Raw genomic sequence first — 18663 nt, forward strand, 5'->3', positions numbered from 1 at the left:
ACTTCATACATTTTTATTGATAATTATCTGCTATTTTTTGTCATTGTGTGCGATATCATCTCCCACTTTGTATTTTTTATACAAAGTTTTTTGCCCTTTATAGTTTATGCATACTTATCGATTAATGGGCTTATTGTAACAGATATTATTTTGTAAGCATTGACCAAAATATACTATCATTATTGGATGTACTAAATGAAAAGATCAGATTCTTTTACTATTTTTAATTATTCTTGTTTTTTCTGTGGGTTTGGTTTTATGATTTTTGAAGTACTAACTATTAAATCAAAAAATAGCTATATGTTGAAATCATTATTTAGTTGATATCTACAGTGGGTTTTCACTGCCTTTTATACAAAAAATTGTGCTTAGGTGGGCTTAATATCTAGCCATGTTGTTGATGATATTTTGATAAAAAGGCCACTAAGTCACTTTATTAAAATTGTTTTTTTGCTTTGTTTAGTAAGGGCTTTTAACATTTTTGCTTTATCTTTTTTGTGATTTAGCTTAACATTTTTAAATCACTCTTTGTACAGATTGGAATATATTTATGCCTGTTCTTACAGATCCTATTCAGTTATTGCAGGCGCTTATCCGTTGCCCTTCTGTTACACCTCATGAAGCAGGTGCTTTGTCGACTTTGGAACATTTTTTAACAAAACTGGGATTTACTGTTGAACGCCCTGTTTTTGTAGATAAAAATACAGAAGATGTTGAAAATCTTTATGCAAAGATTGGAAATAAAGGTCCACATCTTATGTTTGCGGGTCATAGTGATGTAGTTCCACCTGGTGAGTTGGGCAATTGGACTTATCCTCCTTTTAAAGGCGTCATAGATCAAGGGAAACTCTATGGAAGAGGTGCTGTTGATATGAAAGGAAGCATAGCGTGCTTTATAGCGGCGCTAGCGCGGGTTTTTAAGAAACAGCCAATTAAAGGGACAATAAGTTTTTTAATAACTGGTGATGAAGAAGGTCCCGCCCTTAACGGTACAGTAAAACTGTTAAAATGGGCAGTAGAAAAGGGCGAAAAATGGACTGCGGCTATTGTTGGTGAACCGACAAGTGTAAAAGTTGTTGGTGATATGATCAAAATTGGTCGTCGGGGGTCAATTTCCGGTATTATTAGAGTGCAGGGTCGGCAAGGTCATGTTGCTTTTCCTGAACGAGCAGCCAATCCATTACCTTTGGCACATAAGCTTATTCAGGCACTGATACAAACTCCTCTAGATCAGGGAACAAAAAATTTTCAAGCAAGTAATTTGGAATTAACAAGTATTGATACGGGTAATTGTGCTGTCAATATTATTCCTATGCACACAGTAATTCGTTTCAATATACGCTATAATGATCTTTGGACAAGAGAAACACTCATTGCTGAAATTGAAAATCGTCTTGCATCGGTACAATCAGAAGACAATCATAATGAGCTTCCATGTTATCAACTTGAGTGGGTGCCAAATTTAGGGAGTGTTTTCTTAACTCAAAATGGTAAGCTAATTGAAACTTTATCGAATGCTATTGAAAGTATGACAGGAAATAGACCAGAACTTTCAACTTCTGGCGGTACTTCAGATGCACGGTTTATTAAGGATTATTGCCCCGTTGTTGAATTTGGTTTACCAGGGCAAACCATGCATATGGTGGACGAATGCGTTACTCTTGATGCATTAGAAAGTCTCACTTCGATTTATGAACGCTTCATTGTTGATTTTTTTGCATAAAAACGATTACTATAAACGTAAAATAGGTTAATTATTAAAAGCGTTTTATAGTCAGGGTCATTATTCGTAATTTTTTACCTGAAACAGAAGTGCTAATTTGCCAATTGACTAATGATATAATCGAGAACAATAAATCCTTTAGTTGTAGCTTTTAAGCGCTGGTTGTCTACCATTTCTACCAAGCCTTGTTGTTGTAAATTGGCAAGTTTGACTGGTGATAAACTTTTTAAACTTAAGGTTTCATAGCGTGTAAGATCAAGACCTTCTGAAAGGCGCAAACCCATGAGCAACATTTCGTTGGCCTGTTGTTTTCTTGTTAATTGTTCTGTTTCGACACAGCCATGGCCTGTGGTTTCTACCAATTCAAGCCAACGTTCGGGATGTTTTTCATTCATTGTGACATAACGTTCAAATTTTTCAGTTTTGGATAGTTGTATTTTTGAAAAAGTAGGGAAATTTTCCATCGGGCGTTGTATAAAACGTCCATGTGCTCCTGGGCCAAAACCTGCATATTCATTATAGCGCCAATAAAGAAGATTATGACGAGATTCAGCACCAGGCATTGCATGGTTTGAGATTTCGTAAGCAGGAAGGCCGTGCATAGTTGTTATTTCTTGGGTAAGATTATAAAGGTCTGCTGCCAGCTGAGATACTGGAAGAATAAGTTTTCCTGCAGCGTAAAGCTTTTTAAAGACGGTCCCTTCTTCAATGGTTAGTTGGTAAAGGGAAAGGTGGTCTGCTGCTAAATCAATAGCTTGGGAAAGTTCATATTTCCACTGTTTAAGCGTTTGCTCAGGGCGGGCATAGATTAAATCAAAAGATAAACGTGTAAAGATTTCACGTGCTAAAGTGATAGCATGAAGAGCTTGTTTAACATCATGAAGACGGCCAAGTTGTCGCAGGGCTTTATCATTGAGTGCTTGTACACCTAAAGATAAGCGATTAATACCTGCCGCACGGTAGCCGCGAAAGCGCTCTGCTTCTACACTGGAAGGGTTGGCTTCTAACGTGATCTCAGTTTTATCGTCGATTGTCCAATTTTTGGCGACAGTTTGTAGTAAAGCATCAACAGTTTGAGGTGTCATAAGGGAAGGTGTACCACCGCCTATAAAGATACTTGTAATATGACGGGGGCCTATCATACGATATTGTGTTGCCATTTCGCGTTTAAAGGCGGCTACAAAACGCTGTTGATCCACCCCATTTTTGCGAACATGCGAATTAAAATCACAATAAGGACATTTAGCAACACAAAAAGGCCAATGAATATAAATACCGAAGGGTTTAGCCATTAGGATGCCAAAAAATTTTCCACAAAGAGCTTAAAAGCACGTGAGCGATGGGAAAGGGGTGTTTTATCATTAAGTGTCCAGCCATGTTTTTGCTCTGTTGACATTTCACCGAAGGTATTTTTATATCCATCTGGTAGAAAAATGGGATCAAAACCAAAACCTTTATCTCCACGTGGTGGCCAAATGAATGTGCCTTCAACACTGCCACGAAAATAATCTGCATAGCCATCGGGCCATGCAACACAGATGACTGATATAAACCGGCATTTACGCTGGCTTTTTTCGAGGGCTCCAATTTTTTGTAATTTATCTTCTATTTTTTGCATAGCTTTTGAAAAATTACGTGTACCGTCAGGCTGAATGGCCCAGTCGGCTGTATAGACGCCTGGTGCACCACCTAATGCGTCTATTTCTAAGCCAGAATCATCAGATAAAGCAGGAAGCTGTGTAGTTTTTGCTGCTGCAAAGGCTTTGATATAGGCATTTTTTTCAAATGTTGTTCCTGTTTCTTTTGGTTCGGGCAAGCCGAGCTCTTTTGCTGAGAGTGTTGTTAAGCCGAAGGGAGCAATTAATGCGGTGATTTCATGCAATTTTCCGGCGTTATGTGTAGCAATAACAAGTTTTTCATTTGCTATACGTTTCATACGATCTCTCCTGATATGAGGGATGAATTATTTGTTGGGGTGAGGATTTGTTTATAGGAGAATAAATTTAACAATATCGGTTTTGTAAATTCCAATAAATGAAGTGATCAATACAGCTTGAGAAATTTATTTGCGGTGGTTTTTTCACGTCCACAAGAGTTTTGCGACTTATTATAACGAAAATAGTATTTAATATTAGGTTTAGTTTGTAAATTTACATCATAGTTAAAGTCAATCATGAATATGTTTTTATAGATATGACAAAAAATAACACTCTTATGGTTTTTAAGGATTTTACTGTGAGAAAATTTTTTATATTGGTGTCTAACTTGAATAATTATAAAATGTGAGTATTGCCAAATTTTACGTAATTTGATCCTCCTATAATTTTTTTAGAGATCTTATTCAAAGAAGGTTATTTGCATTTGAGAAGGATGAAGATTAGAGTGCTACATAAAATAGCCTCTCTTTTGATGATAGTACCTTTGATAATAAAACGATAGTACTTTTGGCAGTAAATATGTAATATGCTTTTTACATTGCTTTAGACTATTTGACCAAACCTTAATAAAACTTATATAAGAAAAAGTGTTTTTGAAGTGGTGAAATAATTGTGATAAAACAAGCATCTATTACCGATGAGCTTAAAGGGCTTGATGAACGCTCGCGTGATATTTTTCGCCATATTGTTGAAGCCTATCTTAATGATGGTGAGCCGGTGGGATCACGTAATCTATCGCGGCTTTTACAACAAACATTATCACCTGCGACAATTCGCAATGTAATGAGTGATCTTGAACACCTTGGTTTGATTTATGCACCTCATGTGTCTGCAGGGCGAATGCCAACGCAATCAGGTTTACGATTTTTTGTTGATACATTTATGGAAGTAAGTGACTTACCATCTAAGGAACGTGAAAATATTGAATTTCAAGTCAAAGAAGCAGGTCATACACAATCAGTTGAACACTTTTTGATCCAAGCTAGCCAAATTCTTTCAGACCTTTCACGTGGAGCGGGGTTGGTTTTAGCGATGAAACATGAAGGTACATTAAAACATATTGAATTTGTACGTCTTGATTGCGAACATGCTCTTGCAGTTTTAGTGACACAACAAGGTGAGGTTGAAAACCGCATCATTCATTTGCCAGAAGGCGTTACGCATTCGCAATTGACGGAAGCAACGAATTTTCTCAATGCTCATATTCAAGGGCGTACACTCAATGAAGCTAAAACGGAAATTGCACGTTTATGTGTGGAAACGCGGGCTGCACTTGATCAATTATCCCATCATCTTGTTGAAACTGGATTAGCTCTTTGGGGGGGAGAAGATTCAGATCATAAGATGCATCTTATTGTTCGTGGGCGAAGCAATTTACTTGAAGATGTAAAAGCAGAAGAAGATTTAGAGCGGTTACGGCATTTATTTGATGATCTTGAAACGCGTGAAAGTATGGCACAATTGCTTGATTTAGCAGATGCAGGTTTGGGGGTTCGTATCTTTATCGGTTCGGAAAATAAGCTGTTTTCGCTTTCAGGTTCTTCTTTAGTGGTAGCACCTTATTGCGATTCACAGCAAAGGGTAATTGGTGCTTTGGGTGTTATTGGACCAACGCGGCTTAATTATGCAAGAATTGTACCTATGGTTGATTATACAGCTCAACTTATGTCACAGTTATTGCGTTAGCTTGTATCGGGCATTTTTATTGTAGACACTCATTATGTTAAGGTGAATAAATACCTCTTGATTTTTATCTGCAAAATTTCAATATCAAAAATAACAAATCTTATGAAGGAATGAAACTTTTATGTCTGACGAAAAAAACAAATTTGCTGATGCTTCATTTGAAAATTGTAATCTAAAAAATCCAAACGATCGTGAAGCACTTAAAAAAGCTGCTGATGAGCTTTTGAAAATGAATAAAGAAGAGGTTTGCGAAAACGTTGAAGAAAAAGAAAGTGAGTCTACAGATCCTTTAGCTGATTTACAGAATGAAAATAAGGAACTAAAAAATCAACTTTTACGTTTTGCTGCTGATATGGAAAATCTTCGACGTCGTACAACGCGTGATGTAGCTGATGCAAGGGCTTATGCGATCGCTAATTTTGCCCGCGATATGTTATCTGTTTCTGATAATCTTAATCGTGCTTTAGAAGCTATTCCAGAAGGTGCACGCGAAAATGATACTGGTTTGAAAATGCTAGCAGAAGGCGTTGAAATGACAGAGCGGGCCATGATGACAGCTTTAGAACGCCATGGAGTAAAAAAGATTCACCCAGAAGGGCAGAAATTTGATCCTCATTTTCATCAGGCAATGTTTGAAATTCCTAACACTGATGTTCCTGATAATACTGTACAGCAAGTCGTTCAGGCAGGTTATATTATTGGTGAGCGTGTTTTGCGTCCGGCCATGGTTGGTGTAGCTAAGGGGGGGCTTAAAGAAGATTCTGTTAAAGTTGATCCCGCCTCAACACATCAGTAAAAAAGATATTTTAAACTATAAAGGCATGTTATTTTATATTCGACCTTACATTGTTAAAGCAATTTTTAGAACAACTTTAAAGAGTACTTTGTTAAAGTGCTCTTACGCTTGAAGTGGCCAACTTCCTTTTACAATATAAAGGGCATCACTTGAGGGGTCTTTCGACAAGAGTAAAACAAAGTGATCAACTGCAAAGGGAGGAAAAGAAAAATCACTTTGAGCAGATAAATACGAAGAAAGGTCCTCAGGTTGAATACCGAGCAGTCGTGCAAGAGTAATATGCGGGGTATATTGCATCTCATCGGGAGTTAATCCTAAACGTTTTTGAATGCATAGTATTTTTTCATGTAAAAGGGTGAGGGGTTCACAAGGTTTTATGCGGACAACCAGAGAATGAGGGGAAGTTTCTGAACCAAAAATTTCAAAGCTATTAGGTTGGAGCATAAAAGGAGGGCATTTTATTATACCAAAAGCCTCAATAAGTTCATCAGCAACAGAGTTTGCAATCTCTCCAAAAAAAGACAAGGTGACATGGAAGTTTTGTGGGTTAATCCACTGGGCTTTTGGCAAGCCATTTTGCAGTGATATAAGTGCTTTTGTTGTTTCTTGAGGAATTTTAATAGCAGCAAATAGACGTGGCATAGAGCCTCCTTATTGGTTGGAAGATAATTTTAACGCTTAAAATGTTTTGAATGTGATGATGGATAAACTAAGATAGAGCCAATTATTATAAGATAGATAATGATGTAGACAGAAATAACGAGCCCTATATTATTAATTGAATTCATAAGATTATTTGTGCTGAAAAAGGTGGTACTGTCACCAATAAAAGAAACTTTTGCGTGAATATTAGAACAGCAAATTTGATATACAATTTGTGAAAAAATAAGATATCTGTCCATTTTAGTGGTACTGAATACGGCTTAAAATAAAGGGGACTTAAAAATTCTGATTATTTAATAACCTTTATTGACTCAAAAAAATGGCAAAAAGATTACGCTCTAATGCATCTAACTAAAAAGTAAGTTTTTCTGTTTTCGAGAATTTTTATTATTATACAAAACATTACAGTGTACTAAGAGTAATGTTTCTAAAAAGAATATTTGATAGCTTAACAAATGGCTATAAGTTGTATTTTATGAAAGCTAAAAAATTTTAAAAGAAGGATGTATTAATTCACAAATTCAATAATTTGATTAATGGAAAAATACTCATATTCAAAATTAAAGAGAATAATGCAGATTTTATTCTTTAGTTGGAGATAATTAGCACAGCAATATTTTATTTTTCTTGCACCTTGGTGTATTGTGAGTAGAAGGTTCTATTTGGCAAAGGGAAGAACAATGATAAACCGTGCACCAATTTTGCCATTTTCAAGTAAGGGGTCAATAATATTTTCAGCTGTGAGTGTTCCATTATGGGCTTCAATAATTTGCCGACTAATAGATAAACCAAGTCCTGAATTTTGTCCAAATGTATCTTCATTTGGTCTGTCAGTATAAAAACGTTCAAAAATGTGATCAATACTTTCTGAACGAATGCCAGGGCCATTATCTTCAACAGTTAAGGTAAGAGTTGAAGCATTATTTTTCATTGTAATACGGATTTCGCCATTGTTATGCGGAATGAAGGAACGTGCATTTTCAATGAGATTGGAAATGACTTGACCTAAACGTAATTCATGTCCCAAAACGAGATAGGGTTTATTGTAAGGGCGCGGCATAATATTAAGGCTGATATTAATAGTTTGCTTATTACGATATACTTCACGAACGGCATGAATAAGACTTTCCAAAAGCTGACTCATATCAACAATCTGCGCAGTTTCACGGGCAAGTTCTGCATCAAGCCGTGAGGCATCAGAAATATCGGTAATTAAACGGTCAAGACGGCGGACATCATGTTGGATAATTTCAAACAGTTGTTTTTGTGCTGCTTCATTTTTAGCCAATGGTAGCGTTTCAACAGCGCTGCGCAGTGAAGTAAGAGGATTTTTTAATTCATGGCTCACATCGGCAGCGAAGCGTTCAATAGCTTCAATACGTGTATAAAGGGCGTTAGTCATATCGCGTATAGAAGTTGAAAGATGGCCAATTTCATCTTCACGTTCTGAAAAGTCAGGAATTTCTACCCGCTTATTGTTGCCATGACGCACACGATTGGCAGAGGCAGATAATTTGCTCAATGGATTAGCAATTGTATAGGCTAAAAATAAAGAAAGTACAAAAAGTACACTACCAACAACTGCAAAAACTTTAAAAATAACAAGCCTTTCAGCTTTCACAATATTATCAATGTCTGAACTGAGGGTTGAAAGAAGAAGAGCACCAACTACTGCACGATAGCGTTGCACAGGAACAGCAACCGAAACAATCAGTTGTCCATGCTTGTTACGTCGTTGGGCAGTAGCGGAAGAACCATTTAATGCTTGATAAACTTCTGGATAGATATCACCATTATTTTTTGCTTGCTCTCTATCAAGAGCAAGGCCACCACCGTAGAGTGCATATGAAAACCATGAATATAAGCGTTTCCAGGGACTTTGTTTTGTTTCAATAGCGGGAAGATCATAGCTAGAAACTATTCCACTGGAATAAAGAACACGTGAATCAAGAAGCAAAGTGGCATCTCGATCATAAATACGTGCTCTTGTTGTTTTTGGTGTGATAAGGCGGCGTAAAAGTGGAGCTATTTGCTCCGGATTAATAGGAAAATCCCAAGTGTCGGTTGATTGGGGTGTTGGTGTAACACTTTCTCCAGCTTGTAATTCCAAAAGTTTTTGAGGATCAATTAAAATAGAATTAGTATCTACTGTTGCAGAAGCAGCAATGGCCCCAGCAATGATTTTTCCTTGGGTGCGCAAACTTTCAATTTTTGCTTCAATCAAACCATCACGAAATTGTTTAGGATACAAAATACTTGTAACCAAAATACCAAGAGCAGCGAGATTTAAAATGACAATGCGGCGTGTAAGACTAGAAAAAAACAATTGTCTAAATAAACGCTGTCCCCGAAAATGCAAATGAGTAAGTATAGGAAATCGTGTAGGGGAAACGTTATTGGGTGTTTTATTTGATACAGTGTTTGATTGAGTATTTGTTGTCATTGATTTGATTGTTGTTCAAACTGTCGTGACACAATAACTTTAACTTTAAACCTCATGGAAACGATAACCTACACCATAAAGCGTTTCAATCATTGCAAAATCATCATCCACTTGTTTAAATTTTTTACGCAAACGTTTAATATGACTATCAATGGTACGATCATCTACGTAAACTTGATCATTATAGGCGGCATCCATTAAAGCATCACGACTTTTAACAACTCCTGGTCGTTGCGCTAAAGTTTGCAGAATCAAAAATTCTGTAACTGTTAATATAACAGGTCTATTTTTCCATGTACAGGTGTGGCGTTCTTGATCCATAACAAGATCTCCACGTTTAAGAGAAGAGGCAGGTGATGTTCCTGTTAGAAGCGCTTGATTGCGAGCGTTTGAACGGCGTAAAATAGCTTTTACTCGCTCAATAAGAAGACGTTGAGAAAAGGGTTTGGTAATAAAATCGTCAGCACCCATTTTAAGCCCAAAAAGTTCATCAATTTCATCATCTTTAGATGTAAGAAAAATAACTGGGAGATCAGACTTTTGACGTAGTCGACGCAAAAGTTCCATTCCATCCATTCGTGGCATTTTAATATCAAAAATAGCTAAGTGAGGGGGATGTAACGTTAAGCCTTTAAGCGCAGATGCTCCATCTGTGTAGCTTTCAACCCGATAGCCTTCTGTTTCAAGTGCAAAAGATAAGGATGTCAAAATATTGCGATCATCATCAACAAGTACAATCGTCTGGGTGATTGCTGGAGTATCCTTCATAGCTTCTTAGACCTTTCTATCGCTGTGGCAGAGAATCGCCCATAGCTCTTATATGAGAGTTCATATTTTTTTTGCAAAACAAATATGGTACAAATTGTAGCAAAGTAAAATACATTTCGTCTTAATGGTAAAGACTATTTTTTCTTTGCAGTTTTGTAATGCGTTTTTGCTTAGTTAGGATTCCCTCGCTTAGTGTAGGTTTTCATTGAGGCGTTTTTTACAAAATCTACCATTATTTGTGCCAAAGAAGTGAAAGAGTTCATTTTTAATGGTTGGAGTTTATAAAGTGCACCTAATCTATTTTTACAGTATGGTGATATAGGGGGAACAGGTGCGCTATTAAAGATACGCTGTTATTGTCCGAAAGAAAATTATAAGAGGATTTTAAATTTTTCTAAAATTAGTCAATTAATATAGGCAATTATAAACAAAAAAAAACAACCTTAAAGCTGTGCTAATTTTCAGTTTGGTACAGAAAAAATCGATTTTAGATTGAAAATTGTGAAATTGTTTTGAACAGAGAAGTTCAAGATTAAAGAAACATTTGAAGGAGTGGTTTTAATCGTTAATAATTCGTATGGTATTTTTTTTGTTAATGTTTACCAATCTGATCGTAAGATTTACAAATCTATTGCTGTACAAGGTTTAAAAAACTAAAAAAAGTTTTATAGAAAAAGGCTAAAATACATTTGTTTTTGAAACCAATGAACCAATGTCAAAGCCGCTTGATAAATTACTTTGAACAATACTTATATATTGCTGACATTGGCCAAATATGATAAATAAGAGCGGTGGGAAACTCTCTATTTTTATGATAGATTATAGACCATTAGTGGTGTTTAAGAAAAATTGCAAAGCGTAAAAAACCTACTCTTATCGTATCCATATGACTTTTGTAAAAGTTTAGTGAGAGGTATGTGGCTTAGAAGATGATGTTACTCCTATAGCATCTACGAAAAAGTCAACATTAATTGCTCCAGCTTTCTCAAATGTTAACTTTGCATTGATTTTATTGCCTTGTTGAAATGGCTGTGAAAGCCCTATAAACATGATATGATTGCCACCAGGTTTCAATATGATTTCACCATTGCCGGGAATTTCAATGCCATTGGACAGTTTTTTCATTTGCATAATATTGTTAACTGCTGCCATGGAATGAATTTCTGTTTCTTGTACTCCGTCCATTGAAATAGCAATTAACCGATCGGGGGTATTGCCGTGATTAATAATATGGAGATAACCGCTGCCAACTTTTGCACTTTTAGGCGTTTCTCGTGTCCAAGGGTAAATGATTTCTAACTCGCCAAGTTTGTATTGGTTAACATTTGCAATTGCAGGTAGAGCTATAAAGGCAGAAATAAGAGTATACAAGATGCAGGTGATAATAGTTTTAAATGCATATTGTATAGAGGTAGTGTGTGTGTCCATAAAACTCTCCATTTTGGGGTGGTAGATGTCGCCATTGGTTTATTTTTAGTTTATTAAACTCATATTAATTGTAAGTACAATTTTTACACATATTAATAAAAGGTAATATTGCACAAATTATGTTGGTGTGAATGATTAAGAAAAAGGGTACATGCGTATATTGGTTAAAGAAATGAGAAAAGTTCAAAATGCTTAGAGAGAAAATATGTTAGGGAGTATATAAGAATTAAGAGTTTCACTTCATTTAAAGATTGAGTTTAATTTTATAAGTGATGCAGAAATACTTATGTGTAGCAATTAAGTCTGATCTATTGCAACCAATATAAAGTTTATTTAGTACGATTGGAAATATTTGAGTAAACTTATTGTGCACGAAGGATATTTTTACAAACTTTTCCTTGAATATTTTTAGTCACTATGAGAAATAAAGGTTAAGGAAAAGTGGAATAATCATTCTTATTCCTTCAAGTTTTATGGGCGTAATTTACAGCTTTGTGAGAGATATGCTATTGTACTTGTCTTAGTTGTAGAAATATATTTTAGCGAAGATATTAAAAGTACGAATGCTTATTTTAAAGAAAATTTTTATTTTAGAAATGTTTCTCTCGTTATTCTCTTGTAGGGGTAAAAAGCTGTTCTTATATACCAGCTAACAAGACTTGTTATGATTTTCAAGTTATCGTTTATAGTGTTGAAATCAAAAGCAGGCTTTAAATGTGATAAGGAGCTGTCTTAGAAAGATGCTTGATAAAGGTTTAGGCAGCTTGCTGAATGGAGATTAAAATATGGCAAAAGTAATTGGTATTGATTTGGGGACGACCAACTCCTGTGTTGCTGTCATGGATGGCAAAAATGCGAAGGTCATTGAAAATTCAGAAGGGGCACGGACCACACCTTCTGTTGTTGCCTTTACCGATAATGGTGAGCGGCTTGTTGGGCAACCTGCTAAACGGCAAGCGGTTACCAACCCTGAAGGAACGGTTTTTGCGGTTAAACGTCTAATTGGACGCCGCTTTGATGATCCTATGGTTGAAAAAGATAAAGTGCTTGTGCCTTATAAAATTGTTAAAGGTGACAATGGTGATGCATGGGTTGAGGAAGCAGGAAAGAAATATTCTCCATCGCAGATTTCTGCAATGATTTTGCAAAAAATGAAAGAGACTGCAGAATCTTATTTAGGTGAAAAGGTTGAGCAGGCGGTTATTACTGTTCCTGCCTATTTTAATGATGCGCAACGTCAAGCGACTAAAGATGCTGGTAAAATTGCTGGGCTTGAAGTTTTGCGAATCATTAATGAACCCACAGCTGCTGCTTTAGCTTATGGTTTAGATAAGAAGGACGGTAAAACTATTGCAGTTTATGACCTTGGGGGTGGTACATTTGATATTTCTGTTCTTGAAATTGGAGATGGTGTTTTTGAAGTTAAGTCAACCAATGGAGATACATTCTTAGGTGGTGAAGACTTCGATATGCGCTTGGTTAGCTATTTTTCGGATGAATTCAAGAAAGAACATGGAATTGATCTGAAAAATGATAAACTGGCTTTACAGCGCTTGAAAGAAGCAGCAGAGAAAGCAAAGATCGAGCTATCTTCTTCACAGCAGACTGAAGTTAATTTACCATTTATTACAGCTGATCAATCTGGTCCTAAACACTTAACGATGAAATTAACCAGAGCGAAATTTGAGTCGTTAGTAGAAGATTTGATTCAGCGCACTATTGAGCCTTGTAAAGCTGCATTAAAAGATGCAGGTTTAAGCGCTGGTGAAATTGATGAAGTCGTTTTGGTGGGTGGTATGACCCGTATGCCTAAAATTCAGGAAGTCGTACAAAGCTTCTTTGGTAAAGATCCACATAAAGGTGTTAATCCCGATGAAGTTGTGGCTATGGGTGCTGCTATTCAAGGGGGTGTATTACAAGGTGATGTAAAAGATGTATTGCTTTTAGATGTTACACCTTTATCTTTGGGTATTGAAACATTAGGTGGGGTATTTACGCGTCTAATTGAACGCAATACCACTATTCCGACTAAAAAGTCGCAAACTTTTTCAACAGCTGATGACAATCAGAATGCTGTTACTATTCGTGTTTTCCAAGGTGAACGCGAGATGGCTAGTGATAACAAATTATTAGCTCAGTTTGACCTTGTTGGTATTCCACCGGCACCACGTGGTGTTCCCCAGATTGAGGTCACTTTTGATATTGATGCAAATGGTATTGTGAATGTTTCTGCCAAGGATAAAGGTACTGGTAAGGAACATCAGATTCGCATTCAAGCATCGGGTGGTCTGAGTGATGCTGACATTGAAAATATGGTCAAAGATGCAGAAGCGCATGCTGCTGAAGATAAAAAGCGTCGTGAAAGTGTTGAAACGAGAAATCAGGCAGAAGCTCTTGTCCATTCAACTGAAAAATCTTTAGCTGAATATGGTGATAAAGTGTCGCCTGAAGATAAAGGTCAGATTGAGACAGCAATGGCTGATTTAAAGACTGCACTTGAGGGTACTGATACTGAAGAAGTAACAGTGAAGATGCAAAAGTTAGCAGAAGTTAGCATGAAGCTTGGACAAGCTATGTATGAGGCTTCAGCAACAGAAGAAAAGACTGATGCTGAAACAGATGCAAAAAATGATGATGTTGTGGACGCTGATTTTGAAGAAGTTAATGATCAAAAGAAATAGTTGAAGCAAATGTATTTATAAGTTAATAAACCCGGCCTGTGAAATATAAGGCTGGGTTTTGTTATTTAGGAGCAAGTTTATAACTTTGTTGCTTAAAGAATGTAGATTAAAACAAATATTATCTTGAGATGGATGACGGAAAATTTATCAGGAATACATGATGAAAGTTGATTATTACGAAATTCTCGGCGTAACGCGTGGATGTGATGATAAAAAGCTGAAATCTGCTTTTCGTAAGCTGGCAATGCAATATCATCCTGATCGTAATCCAGGGGATAAAGAAGCAGAGCAAAAATTCAAAGAAATTGGTGAAGCCTATGAAGTTCTGAAAGATCCTCAAAAGCGGGCTGCTTATGATCGATTTGGTCATGCCGCTTTTGAAAATGGTGGTCGTGAAGGGGCTGGTCCGTTTGGTGGTGGATTTGCTGATATTTTTGAAGATTTCTTTGGTGAAATCATGGGCGGTGGACATCGTAAACGGAGTGATGGCCGTGAACGTGGTGCAGACCTAAGTTATAATATGGAGGTGACATTAGAAGAAGCATTTGCAGGTAAAACGGCGCAAATTAATATTCCCAGTTCCATTGTGTGTGATGTTTGCGAGGGATCGGGTGCAAAAAAAGGCTCCAAGCCACAAACTTGTGGCACTTGTTATGGGGCTGGGCGTGTGCGTGCTTCGCAAGGCTTTTTTTCTATTGAACGAACATGTCCACTTTGTCATGGCCGTGGTGAAATTATTACAGATCCATGTTCAAAATGCCATGGTACAAGACGAGTGGAAGCAAACCGTTCGTTGCGGGTCAATATTCCAGCGGGTATTGAAGATGGTACTCGTGTTCGTCTTTCTGGCGAAGGTGATGCTGGAACTCGTGGAGGTCCTGCGGGTGATCTTTATATTTTTCTTTCCATTAAACCGCATGAATTTTTTCAGCGAGATGGAGCAGATCTTCATTGCCGTGTGCCTATTTCAATGATTACAGCTGCGTTAGGGGGAGAGTTTGAGGTTTCTGATCTTAATGGTGTCAAAGCCCGAGTGAAGGTTCCAGAAGGTACACAAAATGGGCATCAATTCCGCCTTAAAGGTAAAGGAATGCCTATGTTACGCCAACAAACAAGGGGTGATCTTTATATACATATCACTATTGAAACACCGCAAAAATTGACGCAAAAACAACGTGAATTATTGCAAGAATTTGATAAACTTTCCAACCATGAAAATTCACCGCAATCACACGGTTTTTTTTCACGTATGAAAGAGTTTTTTGAAAATATTGCTGGTCAAAATTCATAAAATAGACCAAGCAAAGAACGACAAAAAATACACACGAATGTTTTTGCAATAAATCTGTCATACATATTCTTAAATCAGGTAGCCTAACAGGTTTTTCTTTAAGTATAATCTCTAAAATACCTATAAAGGATAGTTTTAGAAAATATAAGAATGCTCAATCTTCTGCCTGAGGTTAAGGACGATAAGCATAGTTTCTTAAGATTTATGTATAAAATACTTTTCATTGGACGCAATCAGAGTGAGTAATCATTAACTATAGATTTCATGCATTTGTTCTTCAGTTTTTTTAGTTTTTACAGTATGAAGAGGTTGTAAATTGATTGCACAAATTTCAATATATTCAACGTTTTTTGTCATATGTTTTGTAAAATATAATAGAAAAACTCAAATCACATTTGATTTTTGTGTTTGAAAGAAAATTTTTGTTTTACAGCTTTAGTTTTACAGCAATGATAGTTGAGTAATTTAAATTTCAGTAGTTTGTAAAGCTATGGATTGTGAGAGAAAATAACGAATAAGTTTCAATATTACACAATGATGATAATTAATTTATTGGAAACTTATTAAGTTGCATCATAATTTGATAGTTAATTCTTCAAAAAGGATAGAGTGGATTGGGCCAATATGGTACAGATTATGATAAAAGTAAAACCCTTAAAAGATGGATATAGAGATTAAAATACAATCGCTTTTATGAATGTTTAACTTTTACGTAGAAATTGCTAAGGCTTGGATTCCATTAAACAATGTTTAATTAGTGATGATAATACATTTATGTATTAGAGATTATTACACTTACCAAGTTGTTCCATTTACTAAAGGTATGGCAATTAATTGCATTGTAGAAAAATATGTTTTCTCCATAAAACCATTGATTTTTTACAACCTATTTTGTTAAAGCGTTATTGTGTAGTTTAATCAGTAATTATATAGCATTTCCCAAAGGGTTTTCTATATTATCTGAGCACTTTTGATAAAGTAAGATTTAAAGTGGTGATATTTTTTGTTCCTCTTTTTTAAACACTCCAGTGTCAATAATTGCTTAAGGTGCATTTATCTAGTTTTGTTTGTTTTAAACGCAATTTTGGAAAAATCAGATGATTTTTAAGGAGTTGAATAAAAAATGTATTTCAAATCTGTTTTCATTTTCCCTAAATTTTATAAAAGAGGGCAAAAAATGATGAGGAGACTCTTTTAATGGGTGATATTGCAAATACTGCTGCAGATATTTTCGAAAAACAGGCAGCGTTTTTATCATCTGCTTTGCCTTACATGCAAAAATATGAAAATAAAACGGTTGTTGTAAAATATGGCGGACATGCTATGGGTGATCCTGCTTTGGGGCAGGCATTTGCACGTGATATTGCTCTTTTGAAACAATCAGGCATTAATCCTGTTGTAGTTCACGGGGGTGGCCCTCAGATCGCTGAAATTTTAAAGAAAATGGGTATCGAATCGCGATTTGAAAATGGTTTACGCGTAACTGATGAAAAAATCGTTGAAGTAGTTGAGATGGTGTTAGCAGGCTCCATCAATAAGGAAATTGTAGCTCTTATTAATGCTGAAGGAGAGTGGGCAATTGGTCTTTGTGGTAAAGATGGCAATATGGTTTTTGCTGAAAAAGCTTATAAGACTATAATTGACCCTGAGTCACACATTGAACGTGTTTTAGATTTAGGATTTGTTGGTGAACCTGTTGAAATTGACCGAACATTGCTGGATCTGTTAGCACGTTCTGAAATGATTCCGGTACTTGCTCCGGTTGCTCCGGGCCGCGACGGCAAAACCTATAATATTAATGCTGATATTTTTGCTGGAGCAATTGCTGGCGCTTTAAAAGCTAAACGCCTTTTATTTCTAACTGATGTTCCTGGTGTGTTGGATAAAAAGGGTAAAATTTTAAAAGAATTGACAATTTCTGAGGCTAAGCACCTTATCAAAGATGGAACAATTTCAGATGGTATGATTCCAAAAGTAGAAACTTGTATTGAGGCTATTCAAAATGGCGTGGAAGGTGTAGTTATTTTAAATGGTAAAACACCTCATTCTGTTTTGCTTGAATTATTTACCGAACATGGGGTTGGGACGCTTATCGTTTCATAAAATGTATCGGAATCAATTTAGGGATGGAACCTTTCATGGCTGAGATGCAACAATTGAGGCGTTTTTTATTCAGTAAACAAGAATTAGCATTATTTGCTGCGACAATACTTTGGGGTATTACATTTTTAATTATTCATATTGCAGTACAATATAGTGGGCCACTTTTTTTTGTAGGGTTTCGTTTCATTGTTGCGGCGCTCATATCTGGAATGATTTTTTGTCGCTCTATGAAAGGCGTAACCTTTTATGAAATTTTTGCTGGTATGAGCATCGGTTTGGGAATGTTTTTTGGTTATACTTTGCAAACAGCAGGACTTCAAACTATTATCAGTAGTCAGTCAGCATTTATCACTGCACTTTATGTGCCGATGGTTCCAATATTGCAATGGATTTTGTTTAAAAAGCCACCTCATTTTGCCAGTTGGATTGGTATTATTTTTGCTTTCGTCGGGCTTGTGTTGGTTTCGGGACAAGGATTTAAAGGTATTAATTTTTCAAAAGGTGAAATTCTTACTTTGCTAGGAGCTTTGGCGATTGCTGGGGAAATTATTCTCATTGGGCTTTTTGCAAATAAGGTTGATAGTCGGCGTATAACGGTTATACAATTATTTTTTGGTGGTGTTTTTTCATTTCTCTGTATGCCTTTAATGGGAGAAAATATTCCTGAATTTTCATGGGTTTGGCTAAATGTAGGTTTAAGTTTGGCTTTGATGAGTGCAGTAATCCAATTGACTATGAATTGGGCACAAAAATCTGTTTCACCTACCCGCGCAACACTCATTTATGCAGGTGAACCTGTTTGGGCTGGTATTGTTGGGCGTTTGGCTGGTGAGCGTTTGTCTGCTTCAGCTTTATTGGGTGGTTTATTTATTCTAATTGGGATTGTGATAGCTGAGTTACAGCCTGCGCAATGGCGTAAAAAAGGCGTAGTGAATAAAAAAATCAATTAACTTTTTCTTCTTAACAATTTTTATGACGATTTTGCTTGAGAGAGCTAGGTTATTGAAAATGTTTAGAGTCTATAGTTGATAAAAACCAAAATAAAGAATTTCATATTGAGTGATTGTCATTATGATTGAAGCAAATAAAAATTTAATCTTTGTTCAAGTTAATGGGGTTTTACGAACGATCTTCACCTCTATTC

Annotated in this window: 13 protein-coding genes; 7 read left to right on the top strand and 6 right to left on the bottom strand. The window is 36.1% G+C overall.

Annotation, left to right across the window (positions count from 1 at the left end):
• Positions 1–550: 550 nt before the first annotated feature.
• Positions 551–1723, top strand: coding sequence for a succinyl-diaminopimelate desuccinylase (dapE, locus tag GGR10_RS03670; RefSeq protein WP_182479970.1), 1173 nt, complete (start codon positions 551–553; stop codon positions 1721–1723).
• A gap of 92 nt (positions 1724–1815) precedes the next feature.
• On the opposite strand, the gene hemW is transcribed toward dapE, so the two are convergent.
• Complete coding sequence (gene hemW, locus GGR10_RS03675) at positions 1816–3015, bottom strand: radical SAM family heme chaperone HemW (protein ID WP_182479971.1); 1200 nt, start codon at positions 3013–3015, stop codon at positions 1816–1818.
• Positions 3015–3659 (bottom strand): RdgB/HAM1 family non-canonical purine NTP pyrophosphatase, encoded by a 645-nt coding sequence (gene rdgB / locus GGR10_RS03680; RefSeq protein ID WP_182479972.1) that lies wholly within the window; start codon positions 3657–3659, stop codon positions 3015–3017. Before rdgB ends, hemW begins: the two co-directional genes overlap by 1 nt.
• Positions 3660–4275: 616 nt before the next feature.
• On the opposite strand from rdgB, the gene hrcA reads away from it, so the two are divergent.
• Complete coding sequence (gene hrcA, locus GGR10_RS03685) at positions 4276–5346, top strand: heat-inducible transcriptional repressor HrcA (protein WP_182480088.1); 1071 nt, start codon at positions 4276–4278, stop codon at positions 5344–5346.
• 121 nt (positions 5347–5467) lie between these two features.
• The gene (gene grpE, locus GGR10_RS03690; RefSeq protein WP_182479973.1) at positions 5468–6142 is read left to right on the top strand and encodes a nucleotide exchange factor GrpE; all 675 of its coding nucleotides are present in this window, start codon (positions 5468–5470) and stop codon (positions 6140–6142) included.
• 102 nt (positions 6143–6244) lie between these two features.
• Here grpE and thpR read toward each other — a convergent pair whose 3' ends face one another.
• The 4 genes from thpR to GGR10_RS03710 form a co-directional block, all read right to left on the bottom strand.
• Entirely contained in the window at positions 6245–6784 is a 540-nt protein-coding gene (thpR, locus tag GGR10_RS03695) for an RNA 2',3'-cyclic phosphodiesterase (RefSeq protein WP_182479974.1), read from the bottom strand.
• 679 nt (positions 6785–7463) lie between these two features.
• Positions 7464–9248, bottom strand: a complete 1785-nt coding sequence (locus GGR10_RS03700; RefSeq protein ID WP_182479975.1) for a sensor histidine kinase — start codon at positions 9246–9248, stop codon at positions 7464–7466.
• Positions 9249–9293: 45 nt separating this feature from the next.
• The gene (locus GGR10_RS03705) at positions 9294–10016 is read right to left on the bottom strand and encodes a response regulator transcription factor (protein ID WP_010703219.1); all 723 of its coding nucleotides are present in this window, start codon (positions 10014–10016) and stop codon (positions 9294–9296) included.
• Positions 10017–10919: 903 nt separating this feature from the next.
• Complete coding sequence (locus GGR10_RS03710) at positions 10920–11444, bottom strand: copper chaperone PCu(A)C (RefSeq protein WP_182479976.1); 525 nt, start codon at positions 11442–11444, stop codon at positions 10920–10922.
• A 785-nt stretch (positions 11445–12229) separates the two neighbouring features.
• Between GGR10_RS03710 and dnaK the strand changes: the two genes are divergently transcribed.
• From dnaK to GGR10_RS03730, 4 genes are all read left to right on the top strand, one after another.
• Complete coding sequence (gene dnaK, locus GGR10_RS03715) at positions 12230–14125, top strand: molecular chaperone DnaK (RefSeq protein ID WP_010703221.1); 1896 nt, start codon at positions 12230–12232, stop codon at positions 14123–14125.
• A 160-nt stretch (positions 14126–14285) separates the two neighbouring features.
• Positions 14286–15416: a molecular chaperone DnaJ gene (gene dnaJ, locus GGR10_RS03720; protein ID WP_010703222.1), complete on the top strand. Its 1131-nt coding sequence runs from the start codon at positions 14286–14288 to the stop codon at positions 15414–15416.
• A gap of 1197 nt (positions 15417–16613) precedes the next feature.
• A complete protein-coding gene (gene argB / locus GGR10_RS03725) occupies positions 16614–17519 on the top strand; it encodes an acetylglutamate kinase (protein WP_010703223.1) in 906 nt (301 codons plus the stop codon).
• Positions 17520–17554: 35 nt separating this feature from the next.
• Positions 17555–18469 (top strand): DMT family transporter, encoded by a 915-nt coding sequence (locus GGR10_RS03730; protein WP_010703224.1) that lies wholly within the window; start codon positions 17555–17557, stop codon positions 18467–18469.
• The last annotated feature ends 194 nt before the right edge of the window (positions 18470–18663 follow it).

It is taken from the genome of Bartonella chomelii (assembly GCF_014138465.1).
Taxonomy (GTDB): Bacteria; Pseudomonadota; Alphaproteobacteria; order Rhizobiales; family Rhizobiaceae; genus Bartonella; species Bartonella schoenbuchensis.